Source organism: Cyanobacteriota bacterium (assembly GCA_027618255.1).
In the GTDB taxonomy this organism is placed as follows: Bacteria; Cyanobacteriota; Vampirovibrionia; order LMEP-6097; family LMEP-6097; genus JABHOV01.
In genome coordinates this window covers 1-21,202 of the sequence record JAQCFG010000020.1, presented here as the reverse complement: position 1 = coordinate 21,202, position 21,202 = coordinate 1, and the positions used below count along the sequence as shown (strand labels likewise).

General features: G+C 37.6%; 18 protein-coding genes and 1 tRNA gene. 9 read left to right on the top strand and 10 right to left on the bottom strand.

Annotated features, from left to right (window positions below; genetic code table 11):
- Positions 1–70 precede the first annotated feature (70 nt).
- The 5 genes from O3C63_04335 to O3C63_04315 all read left to right on the top strand — a co-directional run bounded on the left by O3C63_04335 (position 71) and on the right by O3C63_04315 (position 5,819).
- Complete coding sequence (locus O3C63_04335) at positions 71–3,259, top strand: hypothetical protein (protein ID MDA0772151.1); 3,189 nt, start codon at positions 71–73, stop codon at positions 3,257–3,259.
- Between the two features lie 137 nt (positions 3,260–3,396).
- A tRNA-Met gene (locus O3C63_04330) sits at positions 3,397–3,473 on the top strand.
- 133 nt (positions 3,474–3,606) lie between these two features.
- Positions 3,607–4,383 (top strand): ABC transporter permease, encoded by a 777-nt coding sequence (locus O3C63_04325; GenBank protein ID MDA0772150.1) that lies wholly within the window; start codon positions 3,607–3,609, stop codon positions 4,381–4,383.
- A 214-nt stretch (positions 4,384–4,597) separates the two neighbouring features.
- Positions 4,598–4,960, top strand: coding sequence for a hypothetical protein (locus O3C63_04320; GenBank protein ID MDA0772149.1), 363 nt, complete (start codon positions 4,598–4,600; stop codon positions 4,958–4,960).
- Position 4,961: 1 nt separating this feature from the next.
- Positions 4,962–5,819 (top strand): FliA/WhiG family RNA polymerase sigma factor, encoded by an 858-nt coding sequence (locus O3C63_04315; protein ID MDA0772148.1) that lies wholly within the window; start codon positions 4,962–4,964, stop codon positions 5,817–5,819.
- 204 nt (positions 5,820–6,023) lie between these two features.
- On the opposite strand, the gene O3C63_04310 is transcribed toward O3C63_04315, so the two are convergent.
- From O3C63_04310 to prfB, 3 genes are all read right to left on the bottom strand, one after another.
- Positions 6,024–6,446, bottom strand: coding sequence for a hypothetical protein (locus O3C63_04310; GenBank protein ID MDA0772147.1), 423 nt, complete (start codon positions 6,444–6,446; stop codon positions 6,024–6,026).
- Between the two features lie 83 nt (positions 6,447–6,529).
- On the bottom strand, positions 6,530–8,311 hold the full coding sequence (locus O3C63_04305) for a cation:proton antiporter (GenBank protein MDA0772146.1): 1,782 nt from the start codon (positions 8,309–8,311) through the stop codon (positions 6,530–6,532).
- Positions 8,312–8,335: 24 nt separating this feature from the next.
- Complete coding sequence (gene prfB / locus O3C63_04300) at positions 8,336–9,406, bottom strand: peptide chain release factor 2 (GenBank protein MDA0772145.1); 1,071 nt, start codon at positions 9,404–9,406, stop codon at positions 8,336–8,338.
- Positions 9,407–9,542: 136 nt separating this feature from the next.
- Between prfB and O3C63_04295 the strand changes: the two genes are divergently transcribed.
- The 4 genes from O3C63_04295 to O3C63_04280 all read left to right on the top strand — a co-directional run bounded on the left by O3C63_04295 (position 9,543) and on the right by O3C63_04280 (position 14,283).
- Positions 9,543–10,271 carry a pseudouridine synthase gene (locus tag O3C63_04295; protein ID MDA0772144.1) on the top strand — a complete coding sequence of 243 codons (729 nt, stop codon included), beginning with the start codon at positions 9,543–9,545 and terminating at the stop codon, positions 10,269–10,271.
- Entirely contained in the window at positions 10,264–12,474 is a 2,211-nt protein-coding gene (locus O3C63_04290) for a PBP1A family penicillin-binding protein (protein MDA0772143.1), read from the top strand. The genes O3C63_04295 and O3C63_04290 overlap by 8 nt, the downstream gene beginning before the upstream one ends.
- Positions 12,464–13,192: a 23S rRNA (guanosine(2251)-2'-O)-methyltransferase RlmB gene (gene rlmB, locus O3C63_04285; protein MDA0772142.1), complete on the top strand. Its 729-nt coding sequence runs from the start codon at positions 12,464–12,466 to the stop codon at positions 13,190–13,192. Before O3C63_04290 ends, rlmB begins: the two co-directional genes overlap by 11 nt.
- 62 nt (positions 13,193–13,254) lie before the next feature.
- A complete protein-coding gene (locus O3C63_04280; GenBank protein ID MDA0772141.1) occupies positions 13,255–14,283 on the top strand; it encodes a DnaJ domain-containing protein in 1,029 nt (342 codons plus the stop codon).
- 188 nt (positions 14,284–14,471) lie between these two features.
- Here the strand turns inward: O3C63_04280 and O3C63_04275 are convergent, their stop codons facing one another.
- The 7 genes from O3C63_04275 to O3C63_04245 all read right to left on the bottom strand — a co-directional run bounded on the left by O3C63_04275 (position 14,472) and on the right by O3C63_04245 (position 21,076).
- On the bottom strand, positions 14,472–15,554 hold the full coding sequence (locus O3C63_04275; protein MDA0772140.1) for an EscU/YscU/HrcU family type III secretion system export apparatus switch protein: 1,083 nt from the start codon (positions 15,552–15,554) through the stop codon (positions 14,472–14,474).
- A gap of 256 nt (positions 15,555–15,810) precedes the next feature.
- Complete coding sequence (locus O3C63_04270) at positions 15,811–17,436, bottom strand: NAD-dependent malic enzyme (protein MDA0772139.1); 1,626 nt, start codon at positions 17,434–17,436, stop codon at positions 15,811–15,813.
- A gap of 75 nt (positions 17,437–17,511) precedes the next feature.
- Entirely contained in the window at positions 17,512–18,732 is a 1,221-nt protein-coding gene (locus O3C63_04265; GenBank protein MDA0772138.1) for a glycosyltransferase family 1 protein, read from the bottom strand.
- A gap of 1 nt (position 18,733) precedes the next feature.
- Positions 18,734–19,075, bottom strand: a complete 342-nt coding sequence (locus O3C63_04260) for a hypothetical protein (GenBank protein MDA0772137.1) — start codon at positions 19,073–19,075, stop codon at positions 18,734–18,736.
- Between the two features lie 80 nt (positions 19,076–19,155).
- Positions 19,156–19,725, bottom strand: coding sequence for a transcription termination/antitermination protein NusG (gene nusG, locus O3C63_04255; GenBank protein MDA0772136.1), 570 nt, complete (start codon positions 19,723–19,725; stop codon positions 19,156–19,158).
- A 9-nt stretch (positions 19,726–19,734) separates the two neighbouring features.
- Positions 19,735–20,004 carry a preprotein translocase subunit SecE gene (gene secE, locus O3C63_04250; GenBank protein MDA0772135.1) on the bottom strand — a complete coding sequence of 90 codons (270 nt, stop codon included), beginning with the start codon at positions 20,002–20,004 and terminating at the stop codon, positions 19,735–19,737.
- Positions 20,005–20,143: 139 nt separating this feature from the next.
- Positions 20,144–21,076 (bottom strand): transporter, encoded by a 933-nt coding sequence (locus O3C63_04245; GenBank protein ID MDA0772134.1) that lies wholly within the window; start codon positions 21,074–21,076, stop codon positions 20,144–20,146.
- Positions 21,077–21,202: the final 126 nt, after the last annotated feature.

Genomic DNA, 21,202 nt, shown 5'->3' with positions numbered 1-21,202 from the left:
CTTATCTATCTATACACTTTGCTATAATTGGTATTGGCGTATTGACTCTTAATTCATTCGCTAAATAACTATGTTTGGAACGCTGAAAAATGCTGCACTAAATTTCTTGGGACGTGTGCCCTTTATAAAGAAATTCGTACCAGAAAAATATAAGAAAGAGAAAAAAGACAATCGTCCTGAATTACAGAATTTTCATAGGCAAGAATCAAGACTTGACTTAGCAAGAAAACTGAGAATAGAAAATACTAGACTCAATGACTCTAATAGCGGCCAAAATTCACAGTTCTCTACAGATCTAAGAAAACACGAAGTTACAGCCACTCAAATGGCTGGCAAAGACAATATCAAAGAAGAAATCAAAAACTCAGAAGAAACTATTATTAGCAACCTATATGACTTGACTCTCGCAATTAATGAACGTATTACTAGAGAAAATCCAAATGCCCCCTTACTTATCGACACGGATCAAATAAAGAAAGAAGCTAGTATTTCAGTAAACACAATTATTGAATCTATGCAAAGAAGGCTTCAATTAATTGAATATAAATATCAAAACATTGATCATCCAAATCCAGAACCTCCTATAGATGAGTATCTAGACTTACTTCATGAATATATAAGCAACTCTACAAAATTTATACTTGAGGTTAATAACCGTGTTCTCAAAAACACGATTAGCGTAGATACAAATGTAACTGACTATGATATAGCCAAAGCACTTGAAGCGAATAGAGAAATAAGCAAAGCACTTTGCAGCAAAATCTTAGATGCTTTAAAAGATAGCAAATTAAAAAACTACATAATAGGTCATGAAATTAAAACAAACTCAGGATCAATCCAGCTCCCGGACTATCTTCGATTAGAACTGGCCGAAAGCATTAAAGCATTATATCTAGGGTCGCAATTCGGAATACACTCAGAGACGATTATAAATTTGTTCAAAGATAAAGTACAAAATATCGATACGAATAATCCGGCGACATACTCCAATTCCTGTAAAACAATAAGTCAACTTCAAAAAGCCATCCATGGTAGCATCCTGCAAAATCCAACTAATAATGATCTTGAGGATACTAAAATAGGAGAAGTAGATTCGGATGTATTTAAACAGGCACTAAAACTACTAGTCGACAATATCACGAAGGGACTAGACATAAAACACAATGACCAGCCTGATAACTCGACAAATCTTGAACTCAAGCAAATAGAGATTTACAAACTAGAGTTAGCAAGACTATTAACCAACTCTTCTGACACAGAGCTATTAACTCAACAATCCCTACAATCACTTACTTCAGACAATAGCTGGGACGAGCTAGGACTTAATACTGAAGAACAAAACCAAGAGATATTAAATCGTTATGCTGCACTTCATAGTACTGATGATCTGCTAGGAACTACAAGCAATGAAACTATACTCGGTAAAACTTACCCAGGACATAAACTTATTAACACTTTAAGAATAGATGGAATTGAAGCCGGTCATCTAAAAGAACACTTTGAAAGGTTGATTTATGAAACTTCATTAGTTGCATTGATCGATCGATTAACAACACATAGAAGTCTTAAATCAGAGGACAGTCATTTCGCACTTCATCCAAATTTTGAAAAGATAGATTGGTTAAAATCATTCTACATAGAAAAATACAATGACTACAAAACCTGGCTTGAACCCAAAGAAATTACTACTCTTAATATTAGACGCTTAGGCAAAGAACTTGCTCATCTTGGTAAAGAACTCCATAATATTTCAGGATCAAACTATCCACTCTTTGAGCTTGCTGACATGTGTTCAGCTGAACGCTATAACATCACAGATGCTGCCAATGCCATGTTGAAGCGAGTAGCTAAAATGACAGACATTGGAAGATTGTCTCTACATCTAGAACTCGCTAACGAACTCTTTGCTAACCTGCAACCAAATCAAGAACATGGTTTAGATGAACAAGAAGTAAAACAAATAAAAGATCTTGTTGAATTTCTCAAAAACGAATCAATATTGAGAGATGACAATGGTAAACAAATCATAGCTCCACTAAAAGACAAAGACGGTAGAAATAGTTTGGGAATGGCAAAATCCGAACACATGAAAAAACTTATTGGTAGTCGAGGTTTCTTATTACTCAATACTCCAATAATAGTGAAATTTCTAAAGAATAGCTTAGACAGTGAGAGTAAAAAGCCACAAACTGGTGATGGACAAAGTATTGAACATCGTAATAGTATTCTTGCCAGTCTTTTGTTCTATATACTTGTCAAATATCTTCCAGCAAAAAGTAATGATATAGATTCACTTAAAGCAAGAGCTCTTATATTTAAAACATTAATGAGTATACAAGCCAAAGGACAAAGATATCTTCCTATCTTGTATAATAGAATGCAACAACAAGGCTTAGGTATGCAGGAAGGTCTTAATGCGCCTCATATGGATGGTAAGCCAGGTATCTATCTTGGTTTAAGCCAAGATATTGAAACTAAATTACTTCAATATCCAGAACAACTAAACGCATACAACAAAGCACTTATCGCAGATAATAAAGTCCTTGCAAACCAACTTAGACCGCAAATCCAACTCAAAGATCTACTCGAAATTTATCAAGATCTAGATCAATTCTCTAAAAAATTACCAAAAACAATTGGAAAAATTGAAGGAAAACTAAGTAGTGTCAAAAACCATAAACAACCGTTACTGAGAGGCATTAAAGAAATAATAAAAGCAACTATTGAATCAGATACATTAACAGTAGTCAATTTTGTTAAAAACCAAGACAATAAAGAATTGACTTCGTTTACCCATGAATTACTACTTGATAAAGCAGCCAAACTAGCTAGTCGTTTAGTGGAGCATAATCTTGATAAAGAGGGCAACCTCTTAATTCTAGATTCACATCAAAACACAATGAACTCATTAATTTCTTTATTGATTTACACAAAGCAAGCAGCTCGCTTGATTGATAATTTCGGAATAAGTAAAATACGAATACAGAGCAACGGTCATGGACCAGAGCACAACAATAACGTCAAAATCATAAGTGACTTAATTAAACGTCGTGTCGTGTTGATTACAAATGCTAAAAATAAAGAAGTCGAAGAATTCCCAGCACAAGCCAAAACTAAAATGGTCTTAGTTGAACTTCTTAAAGAACCAGAATTCAAATTCCGACCTGTAATCTCCAACATTTTCAGCTGGCACGATATTAGTAATATCAAAGAAAAAATCCAAAAAGCAAAAGAAGCTGAATATACCTTGGTAATTTAACCTAAGATAATATAGACATCCTACAAAACGGGGTTTTGCAGGATGTCTATTGTTAAAAATCTATCTAAGTTCGATAGAATTAATAAAACAAGTGATATTGTTAAATACGCCTTTGTTAATCAAATACAAAGGATTGTGGCTGGGTAGCTCAGTTGGTAAGAGCAGTGGATTCATAACCCACAGGCCGGCAGTTCAAGTCTGCTCCCAGCTACCATTCGTCTTAGCTCCAGTCTTCGCTTCGCTACGACGCGGCAAGTCGCTATAATGATCTGTTTTAGCTCTACTAGTGTTAGCGAAGACATGTTGTAAAAATACTCGTAAAATAAGGACTAGAATCTAAATAGACCATGCAAACCCACATTGAAGCAAAATCCTCCACCGATGCCAATTTTGTTGAAATTCTAGGTTCGGCAGCTATTTATTTATTCAGAGCCTTCAAAGACATTTTTACTGGGCGCATTCAAGTATCAATGCTCGTTTCTAGATTAGTCTTCATTGGTTATGAATCCATATTGATGATCATTGCACTTTGTTCTATAGCCAGCATGATACTCACATACAATACAGCAATTGAATTAACTAGCCAAGGCGGCAGAGAATTAGTTGGTGGGTTAATTGCAGTAGCAGATTTACGAGAGATAGTACCCATTTTTGTAGCCTTCGCTCTAGCAGCAAGATGCGGCACTGCCCTAACAGCAGAGATCTCAACCATGACCGTCACAGAACAAATTGATGTACTCAAAGTGCTCAAAGTAGATCCTGTTTATTTTTTACTTAGTCCAACTCTTCTTGCCGTAATAATCCTTACTCCTCTATTGTTAGCCATCGCAATCATTGTTAGCTTATTTTCAGGAATGCTAATTGCCAAAATGGTTATCAATTTAGAGTTTGCAGAGTTTTTGAATTCTGCCTGGAAATATGTTGGTCTCAAAGAATATTTTTATCCATTAATCAAAACTGAGATTTTCTGTATCTATTCACTACTTATCAATGTCACTATGGGACTCAATTGTAAGGGTGGTGCCAAAGAAGTTGGACTCGCAACAACGAAGGCCACGGCACTTGTAATAGTAGGAATTATCATCTTAGACGGACTATTAACTCCAATTCTTTTTATAGACTAGATCTACTTTAAAACAGTTTCAGATATAGCTTTCTCTTAAAGTGTTCATAACCAAACTAGATCATTTAGACTAGCAATATCAAATTCTATAGTTCTTGTTGTCATATTTCCAATAGGGGACTAGGGTTGAGACCTTATTTTACTAGTGAGATTCAGTCATAAGAATGACTTAGAGATAGGGGTAGTTATTGGAATAAGTTTAGAGGAGAGACTAGATGACTGTCAACAATACACCTGAGAATAATAAATATTTAAAGGAAAAATTGATGAAAGAACTCAAGGCCTATCGAAATATCTCTATCAAGCTTGCTGTCATGGCTTGGGTTCCAACCTTTACCGGATATTTCATATATGTGGTAGCGCTCACCGATCCTCTTCAGCTCAGACTTGATGATGTATTAGTTAAGAGTTTTACATTTGCTCTTGTCTTTGCACTAATCGGTTACTGTATCGGCTCTATCATTGGAGCGCATTTGCAAAAAGTCCGCTTGTACCAACTAGAACATAAACGCTCTGAACGTAAGAGATTTATTGAAGAGCAGGTAGCAATCAGACAACTCAAACTAGAGAACCTCTAACGTGAAAAAAACAAAAACAACCGAAAACCCAATAATCGCCACTTCTCGAAAAGGCACTGGTGAAATGCGTGATCCAGCACAAATTGCAGATCCACGTAACAGAGAAGAATCCATGAGAATCTGGCATCGTTACAGAACTCAAAACAAACCTTTACAAATTAGAGAACAATTAATCAAACGTTATGCATATCTCGTTAACTGGGTAATCGGACGTTTCCCCAATCTTGGAACCGCAGATTTTGACAAAGAAGACTTGTTAGGCTACGGCACAATTGGTTTAATTGAAGCAGTTGATAGATACAATCCTCAACAAAAATGTTCATTTGAAACTTTTGCAATTAATCGAGTCAGAGGTGAAATTCTTGATTTCCTAAGATCAAGAGACTTTCTCAGTAGAACAGGTAGAAGTCGAGTCAAAAGATTTAACGAAGCATATGCCAGACTAGAAGCTCAACTTGGCAGATCTCCGACTGATGTTGAGGTTAAAGATGCTCTCAATATCGAACCTGAAGACCTTAGAGCAATCAAAATTCAAGCATCAGCGTTAGTATTCTCACTTGATGCAACTGAAACTACCAGACCATTTGAAGAGAGCAAAGTTAGTTTGGTTGACAACCTTGCATCCAACACACAAAGCCAGGAAGAATTTACTGAACAATCTATACTAAGAGACAAACTAGCCAAAGCAATTGATTCACTCAATCCACGAGAAAGACTGATCGTTGCACTCTATCACTATCAAAAACTTACATTTAAAGAGATTGGTGAAGTATTAGGCGTATCCGAATCACGCTCTTCACAATTACATTTGAAAATTTTACAAAAATTGAAAGTTGTAATGAAGGATTTTGAGATATAACAAATATTGAGAATGAAGCTCCCCGATGCAGAGCATAGGGGTATCTTCATTAATCGGGTGCCTGCTGAGATTCCAGATTTCTACCAAAAACTTCCAAGCACCCGATGCGATTTTTGTTGTTTTTTAATCACCACTATGGGTCCAAACCAGTCTATCTTCAGATACGCAGCAGAGCTGCGGGGAATTGGACCCAAAGGTGATTAATTATGCTTTTGCAAAATCTGTTAACTCTTTCTTACGAGCTTTCTCTTCTTTAACTTCTTCATTCCATTGCTGTTCTTGAATTCTAAGATCACCAAGAATGGCTCTTGCTTGATAAAGCATGTGTCTAATTGAATCTTGTTCTGGAAATATTAGTTCTAAATCAGCAGCCTCACCAGTTTTATCTTCTGCATAAACCTTAACTCCAGTTTCAAAAGCTGCACCTAATGCGCTACCACCATTAACACTACCGTATAATCCCTGGATGTCCTGTACAATATCTCCCAACGATTTCTGGTTTGTACCTGTCGGCGAACCCAAAATAGCGAATTGTAGCTCCATCTCTAACTGAGAAACGATCTGTTGTTGAACGTCAATTTGACTTCTGATCTTTGCTAACTGTTGTGTTGAATTGATTGCTGCCATGATTTTTACTCCTGTCCGAGGACTCGTTTAACTTATGACTTAGATAAACATATGTAAGTTATAAATAGGTTAAGGCGAAGCATTTATTTAGAAAGATAGATAAGGATGTCGCCTTTAGACCATTGTTGATCGGCGTGAACAAAGAAATAACCGTTTTTGCGCTTGAGAATTAGGGGTATCCAGTCAGTATCAACATTGTCAAGCTGGAAATCCTTCATATAGCCACCTTTATCAGAATCAAGCAAAATATCAACGATTTTGACCTTATCAAATTCAACAGCGTCTTTCCACTCTTGGATATCAACAGGCTTAGCATATGCTAAATTACCACCAATTTGATCAACTAATTGGTGCTGCACTCCTTTCTCAGGAATATCAATCGCTGGATAAACCTCTGCAATCTGATAAATATCTTTGGCCATTTGGCAAACAAGAAAGTTAACTTCTGAGTTTGCACTAGTAGCAATTAGCAGCGTAACCTTTGATAAGTTTGCTTGCTCCAAAATATTAGGATCAAGACAATTACCATAAACTGTATCAAGCCCATCCTCTTCAGAAATCCGGCAATGCTCACTATTACTATCTATCAGGATGACTTCTTTACCAATTTCTTTAAAAGCAGTTCCAAGAGTTCTACCAAGTGCATTGGCACCTATAATCGCAATAGCTCCATCTTCAATCAAAGCATCACAAAAATCAGCAGCCCTGCGTGCACTCAAACCTTGAATAGTCACAGTTAGCATGATTGTCATAAAGACCAAAGCCTCTACTAACATCGCATCATCAAAAGATCTCTTGATTAAAATCAAACTAAATAAAGAAGCGACGGACGCTGAAACAATACCTTTGGGTCCAATCCAAGAAATCAATAATTTATCCTTAAAACTAAGCAAACCATGATTAGAAAGAAATATTGCAATTGGTCTAACAACTAAAGTGACAAGCGCAACGACAATGAGACCTTTGAGACCGACTTCTTTTAAGTGATCAAATTCAAGATTGGCAGAAATCAAAATGAAGAGAATTGAAATAAATAGAATTGACAATTGCCCCTTGAAACGCTTGAGGGTATTGAGTTGTGGGATTTTTTCCTTTTGCACAGCAAAACCAGTTATCACGACAGCAAGAATTCCAGTATTGGGTTCAATTAAATTAGAAAAATAGAAAGTAGCAAACACCCAAGCAAGTACAACCAAGTTCTTGAGATCATCACCAATATAGCGTTTCTTCAAGAGCTTACCTAAAACCCAGCCCATAATAAACCCAAAGGCAAGTCCAACTACAACTTTCCAAATCAAGGTGTAACTAAAATCAAGCCAAGTCTGCTCACTTGACGCCAGTATTACTTCTAAAACACCAACAGCAATAAATGCTCCTAGTGGATTAGACAAAATTCCTTCACTTCGAAGAATTGTTGCAAGTTCACGTTTGACTCTTACTCTTCGAAGAATTGGATTAATCACAGTAAGTCCGGTAATGCTCATGAATGATCCAAAAAGTGCACTCATGTACCAATCCAAACCCATCACAAAATGTGCAGCCATCGCGCTGCCCACAATAGTAATCACCAAACCAATGCTCAGCATATTGCGTACTGATTTATTCACAGTCTTAAATTCATTGAAATCTAAGCTCAAACCACCTTCAAAAAGAATCAGAGCTACAGCAAGTGAAACCAGAACCTCTAATCCTGGACCAAGCACTTTCGGTTCAATTAAACCAAATCCTTCGGGACCAAGCAAAAGTCCTGCAATCATTAAAAAAACAATGCTTGGTAGCCTTACTTTTTCAGCTAAGACTTGCATTAAAATACCCGCAGTAATAGCTAGAGTAATTGTCTGTAATAGGATTTGGGAATCATCCATTAGTTGTGATTATATCGTATAAGCCTAAGCTTGCGAGACCATTTTTAGATAAGCCTCGATAAAATCATCAATCTTGCCATTGAGTACAGCTTCTGTATCACGAACCTCATATTTGGTTCTTGCGTCTTTGACTCTTCCCTCATCTAATACATATGAACGTATTGCATTTCCCCAACTTGCAGAAACAGCTTCACCTTTGAGTGCTGCTAATTTATTTTTTTGTTCTTCTTCTTTTATAGCAAGTAATTTTGATCTCAAAATTTCAAGTGCTCTTTCTTTGTTCTGCGCTTGACTTCTTTGTTGACTACACTTGACAGCAATTCCCGTTGGTAAATGTCTCACTCTAACCGCTGTCTCTAGTTTGTTTACATTTTGTCCACCTGCCCCGCCAGAACGCATTGTCTCAAATTCAAGATCCTTTTCATCAATCTCAATCAACTTAGACATTTCAGGAATCACCGGACTAACTTCAAGTCCGGCAAAACTTGTTTGGCGAGAATCACCAGAGGATTTAAACGGTGACTTGCGCACCAAACGATGTACACCTTTCTCGGCGCTCAAATAACCATATGCATAAGGACCTATGATTTTGAGACTCACAGACTTGATCCCAGCCTCTTCACCATCGGAACGATCTATCAACTCAACGGTATAGCCGCGAATATTTTCTGCCCAACGCATATACATCCGTAAAAGCATCTCTGCCCAATCTTGCGCGTCAGTTCCACCAGCACCAGCAATGATTGCAATAATCGCATCTGACTTATCATAGACACCAGACATCATTCTTTGAAATTCATAAACCTTAAACTCATCGTTGAGTTTATTAAACTCATCAAGAATCATTTCTTGATATTGTTGTTTCTCTTGCTCTTCAGCAGAGCTTTTCAATTCTTCAAGCTCTAATAAATCAAGAAGACGTTTATTCCAAGTACTAAAAGTTTCTAGTTCTTGTTTTTTAAGTGCCAAACTTTGTGACTTAGTTTGAGCATTTTCTGGGTCATCCCAGAAACCAGGCTCCGACATCTCGGTCTCTAAATTGTTAATTTCTTCAAGAGCTTGATCTTGGTCAAAGATACTCCTTAATTGATTTATATCTAGCCTCTAAGCTCTTAAGGTCATAGTTATATTCTTGTATTTCAGACATCAATGAATTATAACAAGAATCATACAAAAAGGTCCCCATAGCAAATGCTAGACTAGCATTAAGGCCACAAGCTTCAAAAAACCAATGCGCATCAATAAATTCATCGCCCAATTAGGACTAGCCTCTCGTCGAGAAGCTGATAGATTAATAGAACTTCGTCTAATCCTTGTTAATAATAAGGTAGTAGAACTCGGTCAACAAATTGAAGTTGGAGATGAGTTAAGTTACAAAGGCAAGACTTACCAATTTAACGAAAAACAAAAGCATAGTTATTATGCATTTAACAAACCCACTAACGTGGTCTGTACCTGTGCTGAAGATGAGCCAAATAATATAATCAGTTATATACAAAAAAGATATCCTGAAACAAAAAAAACTAGACTCTATCCAGTTGGTAGATTGGACAAAAACTCACGTGGACTAATTCTACTTACAAATGATGGCGACTTAAGTCAAACTCTCAGTCATCCAAAGCATGAGCACGAGAAAGAATATCTTGTTACTTGCACAGACAAAATAGATTATGCGTTTATAGAAGCTTTTTGCAAGGGTGTAACAATATATAAAGAAGATGAAGATGAGGCTGGTGAGCGAGTCAAGACCAAGCCTTGTAAAGCCAAATTTGTTAATAGTAGGCAATTCACTTGCATTCTTGAACAAGGCTACAAAAGACAAATACGTAAAATGGTCGCAGAATTAAATAATCAAGTAAAAGATTTACAGAGAATACGAATTGCAGGTCTCAAATTAGCAAATCTCGCAGAATCAGAGCTAATTAAGCTAGAATATTCTGATATATTCGCTGATGATTAAGAAGATACTACAATTGCCAAACAAAACCAAAATAATTGCTGGGGCAGTGATCTTACTGATAGCAAGTCCCTTTATTTTACGAGCAAGTATTCCATTACTCAATGGCATCTTAGGCGCTCCAGATTTATCAATACTTGAGGATTACCAACCAATTGGTAGTATCGAGATCTATGATTATAAAGACAATTTTGTTGGTGTCTTGCAAGGCAAAGAAGACAGACAAGTAGTCAAACTTTCTCAAATCTCTGATCACATGAAACAAGCTGTTTTAGCAGCTGAAGATAGCGATTTCTTTCATCACTCCGGGGTTAGTTTAACTTCCATTCTTAGAGCTACTGCTATCAATCTTAAAGCCGGGAAAATAGTTCAAGGTGGTAGTACCATTTCGCAACAAATGGTCAAGAATTTGTTTATTAAAGAAGATGATCGTTACAAACGTAGCTTCATACGTAAAATAGTTGAACTCTTAATTGCTTTTGAAGTAGAAGATAAATATCCCAAAGAAAAGATCCTTGAAATATATTTAAACCAAGTCTATTTTGGCAATCTTGCTTACGGAATTGAACGTGCTGCTCAAAGGTATTTTTCCAAGCCAGCATCAAAACTCAATATCTCAGAAGCATCTTACCTAGCGGGTTTACTAACAGCACCAAGTTATTTATCAAACCATCTTGAAGATGCTCTCAAAAGACAGGCTTACGTTCTAGACAAAATGTTTAGTAACGGATATATAAGTAAGGATGATTATAAAAATTCTATTGATAGCAAACTAGAATTCAAACCGTCCAAAGGCAATATGTCTTTGTTTCCGCATTACTTCAGCTATGTCGAACAAGAATTATCCAAACGCTACACCCGCAACGAACTAAAATCAGTTGGACTCAAAGTTTATACCGGACTTGATCCTGTCGCGCAAAGATTAGCACAAGCCTCACTCAACCTTGGAGTTACGAATGCAGCAGCTGGGATTAATCAAGGTGCCCTCGTCACAATTGACGTTAAATCAGCAGAAATTCGTGCTCTAGTTGGTGGTGTGGGTAATTTCTGGCAATATCAATTTAATAGAGCAACCAATGTACATACTATAGGTAGTGGTTTTAAACCTTTTACTTATTTAACAGCGTTTATGAATGGCATCATTGACCCGAGTACTGTCATTCAAGACGAAGAGCTTAAAATCCCAGATATCTCCTCTCCAACAGGCTATTGGAGACCACACAACTTTGATGAAGAATTTCATGGACCAATGACAGCAAGAGCTGCCTTGATTTTTTCTCGAAACATTCCATCCGTCAAAGTAGCAATGAAAACTGGTATTAAAAACATTATCAAAACAGCTCAAGCAGCTGGTATCGAAACACCAATGCAACCACATCTTTCTCTTGCACTTGGCGCTCAAGCATTTAGCCCACTAGAGATTGCAACTGCCTACTCTACATTTGCTAGAGGTGGTGTGCGTATGGAGCCAATTTTGATTCGTAGAATCACAGATTCACAGGGTAAAGTACTTGAAGTCAATGAACCTATTCCAATATCAAGCTTGCCTGAGAGACATGTAGCTCAATTAGTTCGAATATTAGAAGATGTAGTTCGCTTTGGCACTGGTGCACTAGCAAGAATTCCAGGAAGAGCAATGGCTGGTAAAACAGGTACTGCTGATGGCAGTAGAGATATTTGGTTTACTGGATTCACTCCAGACTATGTAACTACAGTTTGGTGTGGCAACGAAAACAATAAAGAAGTTCTTTCACGTTATGCAACAGGCGGTAGTACACCTGCTTGGATTTGGAAAGAATACATGACCAAGTATTATGAAGCAAGACCAAAACCATCAAGGACTTTTTCGTTTGCTGCTGATTATAAATTAATTGCAATTGACCCGTTAACTGGTTCACTAGCTAATGAGTTTACCCCAAACCCAGTGTTTAAACGCTTCGTACCAGGCACTGAGCCCAAGGACGCATCCCCACTTCCAGACACTGGCAAGATCAAAGAACGAGGCAAAGACAGGTTACTCTTAATGAAAAATAGACTTTCAGACGAGGATAAACAAATCAAAACCATCAAGAATCTCAAAAATGAAACGGAGAAACGCAAGAACTCATTTCAAGAAGCCAGCAACACTCGCAAACCAAGAATACAACCCAAACCAAAAACATTTACCATAGATGGTAACAAGGAAGCAACAACTAATGGAGAATGAAAATCAAAACCAAAAAATCTTTGGTAAAAATCCAATTATTGAATCTCTAGATTCAGGATTGTCAATCAACAAAATTTGGATCGCGGATACTCCTCATCCTAAACTCAAAGAAATTGAAACAAAAGCTAGAGCAAAAAATATTCCAATAATGAAGATTGGCAAAAAAGATCTTGATCGCATTGCTAATGGTGAAGATCATCGTTCTGCGATTGCTGAAATTGCGCCAGTCAAAATCCTTGAAGAAGATTACCTCTATGAAAATGATCTCAAACGTATTTTAATTCCTCTCAATATTGAAGACCCACATAATTTAGGTGCAATTATGAGAAGTGCTTTAGCCTTTAAAGTAGACGCTGTAGTTATCGGTAAACACAAAAGCTGTCCAGTAAATGCCACCGTACTTAGAGTAAGTGCAGGCGCAGCAAGTAGACTGCCAATAGTGCGAGTAGGTAATATAGTAAATTGCCTGGAGAAGCTCAAGAAACAACAGTTTTGGGTTTATGGCTCACATCTCGACAAAGATAAATCCACCAGTCTTTACGATACCAATTTCGATAAAAAATCAGTGATTTTAGTAGGTAATGAAGGCAAAGGATTGTCAGATAATATCATCAAGCATTGTGATTTTCAGATTCATATACCAATTGAATTTGAAAGTCTCAATGTTTCTGTCGCAACGGGCATAATACTTAGTAGGTGCTACGCAAGTAGCAATTAAAAACCAACGTCATTGCCAGGAGCAGCAAGCAACGTGGCAATATTATCTACGCAAACTATAGAATGGATTTCAAAGATTATTATAAGACCCTTGGCGTAAATAAGGATTCCGATGAAAAGGAAGTTAAAGCGGCATTCAAAAAATTAGCTAAACAGCATCACCCCGATGCAAGTACAGGCTCAGAAGAACAATTTAAAAAAATTAGCGAAGCATATGAAGTGCTCAAAGACAAAAATAAAAAAGGTAGATATGACTATATTTACTCCAATATGAAACAAACTAATCCTTTTGATTCAAAGTCACAGACCTTCAAGCAACAGAAGATGTATTCCAACTATAATTCATTTGCAGATTTTTACAAACAAAAAGAACAAGAATTACGAGAAAAACAAACTACTGACAAAGGACGAAAACAGCAAGAGAGAACAAGAACAACCAGCTCCAAAAATGAAGAAAACAAAAGTGATTTCTTTGAAATGTTTTTTGGCAAACAGAAAGAAGAGGCAGAGAAAGCAAGTGGCTCTCAAAACCGTTCTAAGACAGAGTCAACACCAAAGCCAGTCAAAGGTGAAGACTTTGAAATGCTTATCGACTTGAGTCTTGAAGATGCTTACCACGGCTGCATGCGCAAAATCGAGATTACAATCTCTAGTAAAAACATCAGACGACTAGAAGTAAGTATCCCTCCTGGAGTGCGCAATGGCACAAGAATCAAAGTAGCTGGTGAAGGTAAACCTGGAGAAAATGGTGGCACAGCTGGTGATCTTTATTTATTAGTTAGGTTAACTGAACATGAGCAGTTTTGGCTTGATGAAGATGATGTTCATAGTGAGCTAACAATTGAACCTCAAGAAGCGGTACTTGGCTGTACTAAAAAAATTCCTACGCTTGAACACATTGTTGAAGTAGTAATTCCTGCTGGTACTCACAACGGTAGAATCTTACGTTTACGTAGCAAAGGTCTTAAAAACTCTCAAGGAGAGATCCTTGGTGATCATTACGTTCATATCATCATTGATATACCAAGTAAATTGAGTGCTGAGGAAATTACTTCATATAAATATCTGCGTGAGTTGTCTGACAAACGTTAATTAGTGTCATCCTGAGCCTCTGACATCGAAGCATAACAAAGCTACAGCTTTCTTCATGCTTCCCTGTGCGCAACAAGCTGGTGAAATGGAGCACCCCGATACAGAGCATAGGGGTATCTTCATTAATCGGGGGCCTGCTGAAATTCCAAATTTCTACCAAAAACTTCCAAGCACCCGATGCAATTTTGTTATTTAAACGAACTACCACGTACTTTGTAAACGAATAGCAATACTTCAGCGACTGCTTTGTAAAGGTCTGGCGGTATCTCCTGATTCACTCTCACCAAGCGAAACAGGGCACGAGACAAAGGTATGTTCTCAATGACAGGGACCCCATAAGCCTCTGCAATTTTGATAATTTGATCAGCAAGCAAGTCAGCACCTTTGGCTAATACCTTGGGAGCTTCATCCATATCATCATTATATTTAACAGCAAGTGCAACGTGTGAAGGATTTTTCACCACAAAATCAGCTTCTGGTACACGTGCCATTCCACCACCACCACCGCCTTGAGCGATCTCTCTTTGTTTTTGTCTACGTTTAGATTTAATTAGAGGATCACCCTCTGTTTCTTTGTACTCGTCTTTCATTTCTTTAAAACTCATACGTTGGTCTTTCATAAATTTCCAACGTTGAAATAAAAAGTCTATCAAGGCAACAGCAAAAAGCATCATAGACATTTTCCAAAAGAATTCCCAAAAAATCCCTGCAACCACATAGAAGCTCGATAGTTTGTGAGCGGCATTAATGTTACCAAGTATCTTAGGCATATGCGCGCTAACCACTGTCCAAGCTAGATAGGCCGTGATTATCACTTTCAATAAGCCCTTACCAAGTTCAAACAATGACTTGACATTGAACATATTTTTCAGACCCTTGATAGGATCCAACTTCTCAAGTTTGAATTTAAGCGGTTCCATGGTAAACATCACTCCACCAAGTTGAAGCACCTCAATAGAAACAGCTATAAAGGCAAGTGCTATTAATGTAGGTGCAATAACATAAACCAAGGTAGTCCAAGCCTTGGTGGCAATATAAGCTCCACTGACTTTATCAAAATTGGGGATCTCAGTCCACAAACCAATACAAAGCTCATAGATAGCCTTGTAAACAAAATTACCAAAAACAAAGAGCATAACAAAACCAACTATCATTACGCATAGTTGAGTTAAATCTTTACTCTTGAAGACATTACCTTTTTTGCGTTGCTCTTTTAGCTTATGCTGAGTCGCCTCAAACTGCTTGTCTTCGTTGTCTTCATCGCCGGCCATTGGTACTCGCTTCGCTCGTGGTTTACGGCACTTCGTGCCTGGTTGCGCAAATCAAAGATTTGCTGGTTGCGGAGCCTATGGCTCCTGGTTGTGTTCGCTACACTCATTGCTAGCTACAACTACTTACTTATTATGCAACTATTCCTTAAAATACGGTAAAAACAGGACGGATTATACCCCCATGGGGTATAACAATAAAAGGATACACTGAAAAATGCAACACATACAAGAGTATTCTAGGCATATTCTGCGATTCCTAGTAACTCGGATCATAAACAAGTTGAGCAATATGCGCTTCAATATCATCAGGACGCGGAGCTTGAGCTAATCCTTTGTCATAAGCTTTGGTGGCAATGGCAACTGCAATAGCAAGAGATGCTTTGCGAATCTCATTCAATCGTGGATACATAGTACCGTTGGCTAAATCATTTTCATTAACAAAGTTGGCAAGTGTTTGCGCGGCAACTAAGAACATATCATCAGTGACTCTTGAAAGATTACAAGCAATAGCACCAAGACCAATGCCAGGGAAAATATAGGCATTGTTACCCTGACCAGGAACTAGTTTTGTGCCTTCGTAAGTTACAGCATCAAATGGACTACCACTTACAAAAATCGCTTTGCCCTTACTCCAACTATAAGCCTGCTCTGCAGTACATTCTGCTTTGGAAGTTGGGTTAGACAATGCAAAGATTGCCGGTGTTTCATGAAAAGAAATCATCTGTTCAACAATCTCTTGAGTAAAAGTACCAGGTGAACCTGTTGCACCAATCAAAACATTAGGTTTTAAAACTTCAAGCGCTTGCGAGAATTCCATGGCTTCAAGATCATGAGCGAATCCCTGTTTGTGACTAGCAAGCTTGTCGCGAGAAGCAACAACCAAACCTTGACTATCAATAAACCATAATTGCTTGCGAGCTTCAGCTTCATCCATACCGCGCTCTACCATTGCAGAGACAACCAAGTCACCAATGCCTGTTGCCGCAGCACCAGCTCCCAAGAACATAAATTTCATGTCTTTAAGGTCAGTAGCAGAAGCTCTTTCATAAGCAAGGATTCCAGCCAAAGCTACAGCAGCAGTACCTTGAATATCATCATTAAAGCAAAGACATTTGTCTTTGTAGATATCAAGTAATCTATAAGCATTGTCAGTAGTAAAATCTTCAAACTGAATCAAGGCAGTAGGATATTTGTCTTGAATCGCTTCAACAAATTCATCAACCATTTCTAAGTAAGCATCACCCTCAAGGCGTTTTTCTTGCCAACCTAAATAAAGCGGGTCGTTGAGGTACTCCACATTATTAGTTCCGACATCCAGCATTATTGGCAAACACTGATCAGGATTGATTCCTGCACCAGCAACATAAAGCTGCAATTTACCAATTGGTATCCCCATTCCATTAGAACCTAGATCACCAAGACCAAGAATACGTTGACCGTCAGTTACAACAATCACCTTGACATCATCATGAGGCCAGTTATCGAGTATCTTACGAATATCTCCTTTGTCTCCAACATTGATATAGAAGCCTCTTGACTTACGAAAGTTTTGGGCAAATTCTTTACAAGCCTGACCAACAGTTGGTGTATAAATAATCGGCATTGTAAGTTCAATATTGTTAGTGACAATTTGATAAAACAAACGTTCGTTACGTTCAAGCAAAGCCACTAGGAAAATATATCTTTCCATATCGGTGTGTTTATTTGCGAGAGTTCTCAGTATACGTCCTGCTTGAACATCAGCATCACAAACTTTGGCAGGTAGCAAACCTCTTAAACCAAGCTCTTCACGCTCTTGTGCTGTAAATGCTGTTGATTTATTATATTTACGATTATCGAGTAAATCTGCGCCTCTAAGTCCTTGTTTTTGCATAGTCTTCATGATATATACCCTGATTTTAGCATCGAAACGACTAGCTATTGCTTGACCTTTAGGATTTCTCTAGATAAATACTGGCTATACGTAAACTTTGACGAGCTTAGTATATTCATCAACTAAACCATCAAGGATTTTGTGCCATGATCGTTCGAGACTTAATTCGCGAGCTTTTTGTCCAAAGCGCTCTACTTGAGCAGGGTCTTTAAGCAATTTCTCAATAGCATCCCTAAAGTCACCATAAAAAACATCACAGAGCAAGCCTGATTCTTGGTCGAGAATTAAATCTCTAACACCAGGTGAATCATAACCAATAACAGGTAAACCAGAAGCCATAGCTTCAAGCACAACTTGACCAAAAGTCTCGGTGCGAGAAGGAAAAGCAAAAATATCAGCAGATGCATAAAGCTCTGCAAGCTCTTCGCCTTTCTTGATTCCCGTAAATGCAAAATCCTTTGTGTATTCATTCAAACGAATTTCAAGTTGTTCTCGAGCTGGACCATCTCCAATCAAAACCAATTGAATATCCTGAATCTCTCTTTTGATTTCAAGAAAGGCATCTATCAACTCAGGAATAGATTTCTCTTCAGCCAATCTTCCAACATAAAGTATCGTACGTTTCTCTGGATCAAGACCATAATTCATCCAGACTTGCTTCTTGCGTTTCTTCGGTGTGTAGAGGCTATGATCCACCCCACGACCCAAAACTCCAATGTTTTTCAATCCAATATCTTCAAGTTGTTTTTGAGTACTCGGGCTAGGACAAAGTATCCTATCAGTTCTACTATAAATCAATTTAGTGATCGCATTAATAATCTCTTCAACATAAGGTAACTGGTACATCGGCGCGTAAGCAGCAAGGTCAGTATGAAAAGTAGCCAAACATGGGAGTTTCATTTCATCGACGTAATACATACCGATAGCACCTAAAGTAGCAGGCGTTGCAAGATGTACCAAATCAGGTTGAAATTCGGCAAGTGCATTTTTCACAATACTATGTTTACTGGGTATCAAAGTTTGCAAAAGAGAAAACGGTGTATGCATTAAATCCATCACTAGTAACTTACGTAACCATTTATCTTCAGGTTCAACTAAATATAGTTCTTTATAAAGAGCAAACTTGATTCCCTTTATTCTTAGAACACGTGTCTTAGAATAAAGCTCTTCACAATGATCATCACCAATTGTAATCAACAGAACTTCATGCCCATTGTTTTCCAAGTGCATAATAATCTTTTCAAGAGTTCTGACGACTCCGTTAATCTGTGGCAAAAAAGTTTCGGTAAATAAAGCTATTTTCATCTTAAACTCTCATTAACTCTACTATCGATTCAAGTATATTGGTAATGGGTTTAATTAGTTTCTTAATTCTCTCGTTTTTAGCCAGCGGGCTAATCTTGAAAATCTTGGTCCAAATATTAGAAGGGGCTTTTTTCTTAAACAAGATCGGTATCAAAGTAGTAACAATTAAGGATCCTTGCGTAAGGATAGCAGCTGAAGCACCATGAATTGCAATATCAGTAAGCTGCAAGGTTTTAAGAATAATCGAAGAACGAAATGCAAGTACAATCAAAAGAATCGCAATCAATACAAAGAATATTGAAGCAACAATCTTGGAAGCAAATAGTACAAGTGTAATATCCATATCTTTTAGATTAACAAGCTCCCTTTTACATTTGCTGCCACTAGGTATCTAAGCACGTCAATGCTCGTTGAGCTAGAAGCCTAACTAACTTTGCTTACGTGGTTCACAGGAACCTCTGTAGGAGTAGATCTTCCAAAAACAATCACGTTGATTTTAAGGGTCATACGTTCTTCATTAATCTCAGCAACTTCACCAATAAAGTCTTCAAAGGGACCAGCCTGTATCTTAACAGTCTCACCAATTTTGAAATCTATATCAGCTTTTTCACCAAGCTTAGGATCCTCTAGCAATTGATTTTTACGAAGAATTCTTCTTACTTCACTTTCACTTAAGGTAGTCGGTTTGTTTTTCTCTCCGATGAAACCAAGTACTCCAGGCGCTTCTCTTACAGTAGCCCAAGTAAGTTCATCCAAAAGCATTTCAACTAAAACATATCCAGGATATTCTTTTTCTTTTCTTTCAACACGCTTGCCGGATTTGTTGACTTTGACAACAGTTCTTTCCGGGATTACAACATTGAAAATACGATTTTGAACTTCCATCGTACTAATACGCTTCTCAATATGTCCTTTGACTTTATTTTCGTGGCCGCTTGCTGTTTGTACAACAAACCATCCTCTTTCACCAGTTTTTGCTTTTAACTTACTCATTACTAACCTCTATATTCCCTTGATTGTATCTACAACCTTGTCTAAACCTATATCAATGAAATAAACTATCGCTGAAATAATCGCAACGATAATCACCACAGTAGTAAATTCATTCTGAACTTGCTCTTTACTGGGCCATTCGATCTTGTTAAATTCTGTTTTGACACCACGCAAATAATCGGGCAGTGGCTCCTTGCTGGCGATACCGATTTCAGGCGCATCATCCTCTGTCAGCCATTTCATGAATTCTGACTTGTCTTTTTTATCTTCTTTGTTCATTGTTTTACTCATAAGCTCGCAAAATATTATAGGACCCAGAGTCCCATAGCCTGAATTCTAGCAGAAAAAATGGCTTTTGAATCACGTTAATATGTATTTTATTATTTATGAAGCTTTAAGGACACCCTTTTGAATCAATCTATATTAAACAATTTAAACTGGTAAATAGCTGAATACCAGCTTCTGGCTGCAAACCATTAAGATCATTCAATAAAGGGAAACCTAGCGAGAAGTTGAGAGCTAAATCATCAAGGCTTAATCTGAGCCCTGGACTTAGGTAAAGTAAATTGCCCCCATGATTTCCGTCCTTGAGCGTTTCAAACTCAGTTTTTTCTTGCCAAACTCCGTTTAATTCCACAATTAAACTGGGCTTTAGCTTATGATCTTTGATCATTGAGTGCTTGAAATTATAAGTCGTCGCTATGTTGTAACTGAAAAGATCTCCAACTATAGTATCTTGGCTGCCTTGATTGGAGAGCCGGTAACTGGCATTCAAGTCAAAAGACATTTGTTTATAAAGACGACTAATTGCTAGCCCCATAATTGGATCCCAAGAACCAGTCCCTGGCTGATCGTCAGCAGCTAATTTAAAACCAAACTCATCACGCTCATTAGTTTGCCCAGTTGGAAATCTCATTCCGCCAAGTATCGCAACTTGAGTTTGTTGTTTATAAACACGATATTTGGCGAGCAAAGTCAAATCACCAAAGCCAATTGAATTTCCTTGATCAACTGTAGAACCGTGTCCAGTTGCTTTGAGCCCATAGATATAACGATATGGATAATTCAGAATCAAGTCTAAATCATCAGTCATTCCATAAGCTGCAGAAACAAAATTGACCATCAGTGAATCTTGAGAATGTCCATGCAAATCTCTTCTATTGAGTGCGTTTAGAGTGCTATTCGAAAATTGCTTAAAATTATTGTATTGTAAACCAGTCCCCAAGACAATCTTGCCCTTAGGTAAAGTATAAGCTGGCATAGTAAGGATCGGTCCACCAATTCCATAACCGCCCAAGACCTCAGTACCACAAGAACAAGCGCTAGCCGCACTGAAACAACTAAGTAACACAACTAATAATTTAATGACTAGTGATTTATTTAGCAATAGAACCTACTGGTAGTTTAAGCTTGCATACTCTAGATAGTTTTGCTTTGACTTTTTTAAACATAGTTTTATGCTAGGTCTATAGAGTCG

Coding starts and splice junctions, on each gene's coding strand:
- O3C63_04295 (MDA0772144.1), top strand. CDS start 9,543: ATGCGCATCAATAAATTCATCGCCCAATTAGGACTAGCCTCTCGTCGA.
- O3C63_04280 (MDA0772141.1), top strand. CDS start 13,255: ATGGATTTCAAAGATTATTATAAGACCCTTGGCGTAAATAAGGATTCC.
- O3C63_04290 (MDA0772143.1), top strand. CDS start 10,264: ATGATTAAGAAGATACTACAATTGCCAAACAAAACCAAAATAATTGCT.
- O3C63_04310 (MDA0772147.1), bottom strand. CDS start 6,446: ATGGCAGCAATCAATTCAACACAACAGTTAGCAAAGATCAGAAGTCAA.
- O3C63_04275 (MDA0772140.1), bottom strand. CDS start 15,554: ATGGCCGGCGATGAAGACAACGAAGACAAGCAGTTTGAGGCGACTCAG.
- O3C63_04320 (MDA0772149.1), top strand. CDS start 4,598: ATGACTGTCAACAATACACCTGAGAATAATAAATATTTAAAGGAAAAA.
- nusG (MDA0772136.1), bottom strand. CDS start 19,725: ATGAGTAAGTTAAAAGCAAAAACTGGTGAAAGAGGATGGTTTGTTGTA.
- O3C63_04260 (MDA0772137.1), bottom strand. CDS start 19,075: ATGGATATTACACTTGTACTATTTGCTTCCAAGATTGTTGCTTCAATA.
- O3C63_04325 (MDA0772150.1), top strand. CDS start 3,607: ATGCAAACCCACATTGAAGCAAAATCCTCCACCGATGCCAATTTTGTT.
- O3C63_04335 (MDA0772151.1), top strand. CDS start 71: ATGTTTGGAACGCTGAAAAATGCTGCACTAAATTTCTTGGGACGTGTG.
- secE (MDA0772135.1), bottom strand. CDS start 20,004: ATGAACAAAGAAGATAAAAAAGACAAGTCAGAATTCATGAAATGGCTG.
- O3C63_04270 (MDA0772139.1), bottom strand. CDS start 17,436: ATGAAGACTATGCAAAAACAAGGACTTAGAGGCGCAGATTTACTCGAT.
- rlmB (MDA0772142.1), top strand. CDS start 12,464: ATGGAGAATGAAAATCAAAACCAAAAAATCTTTGGTAAAAATCCAATT.
- O3C63_04305 (MDA0772146.1), bottom strand. CDS start 8,311: ATGGATGATTCCCAAATCCTATTACAGACAATTACTCTAGCTATTACT.
- O3C63_04265 (MDA0772138.1), bottom strand. CDS start 18,732: ATGAAAATAGCTTTATTTACCGAAACTTTTTTGCCACAGATTAACGGA.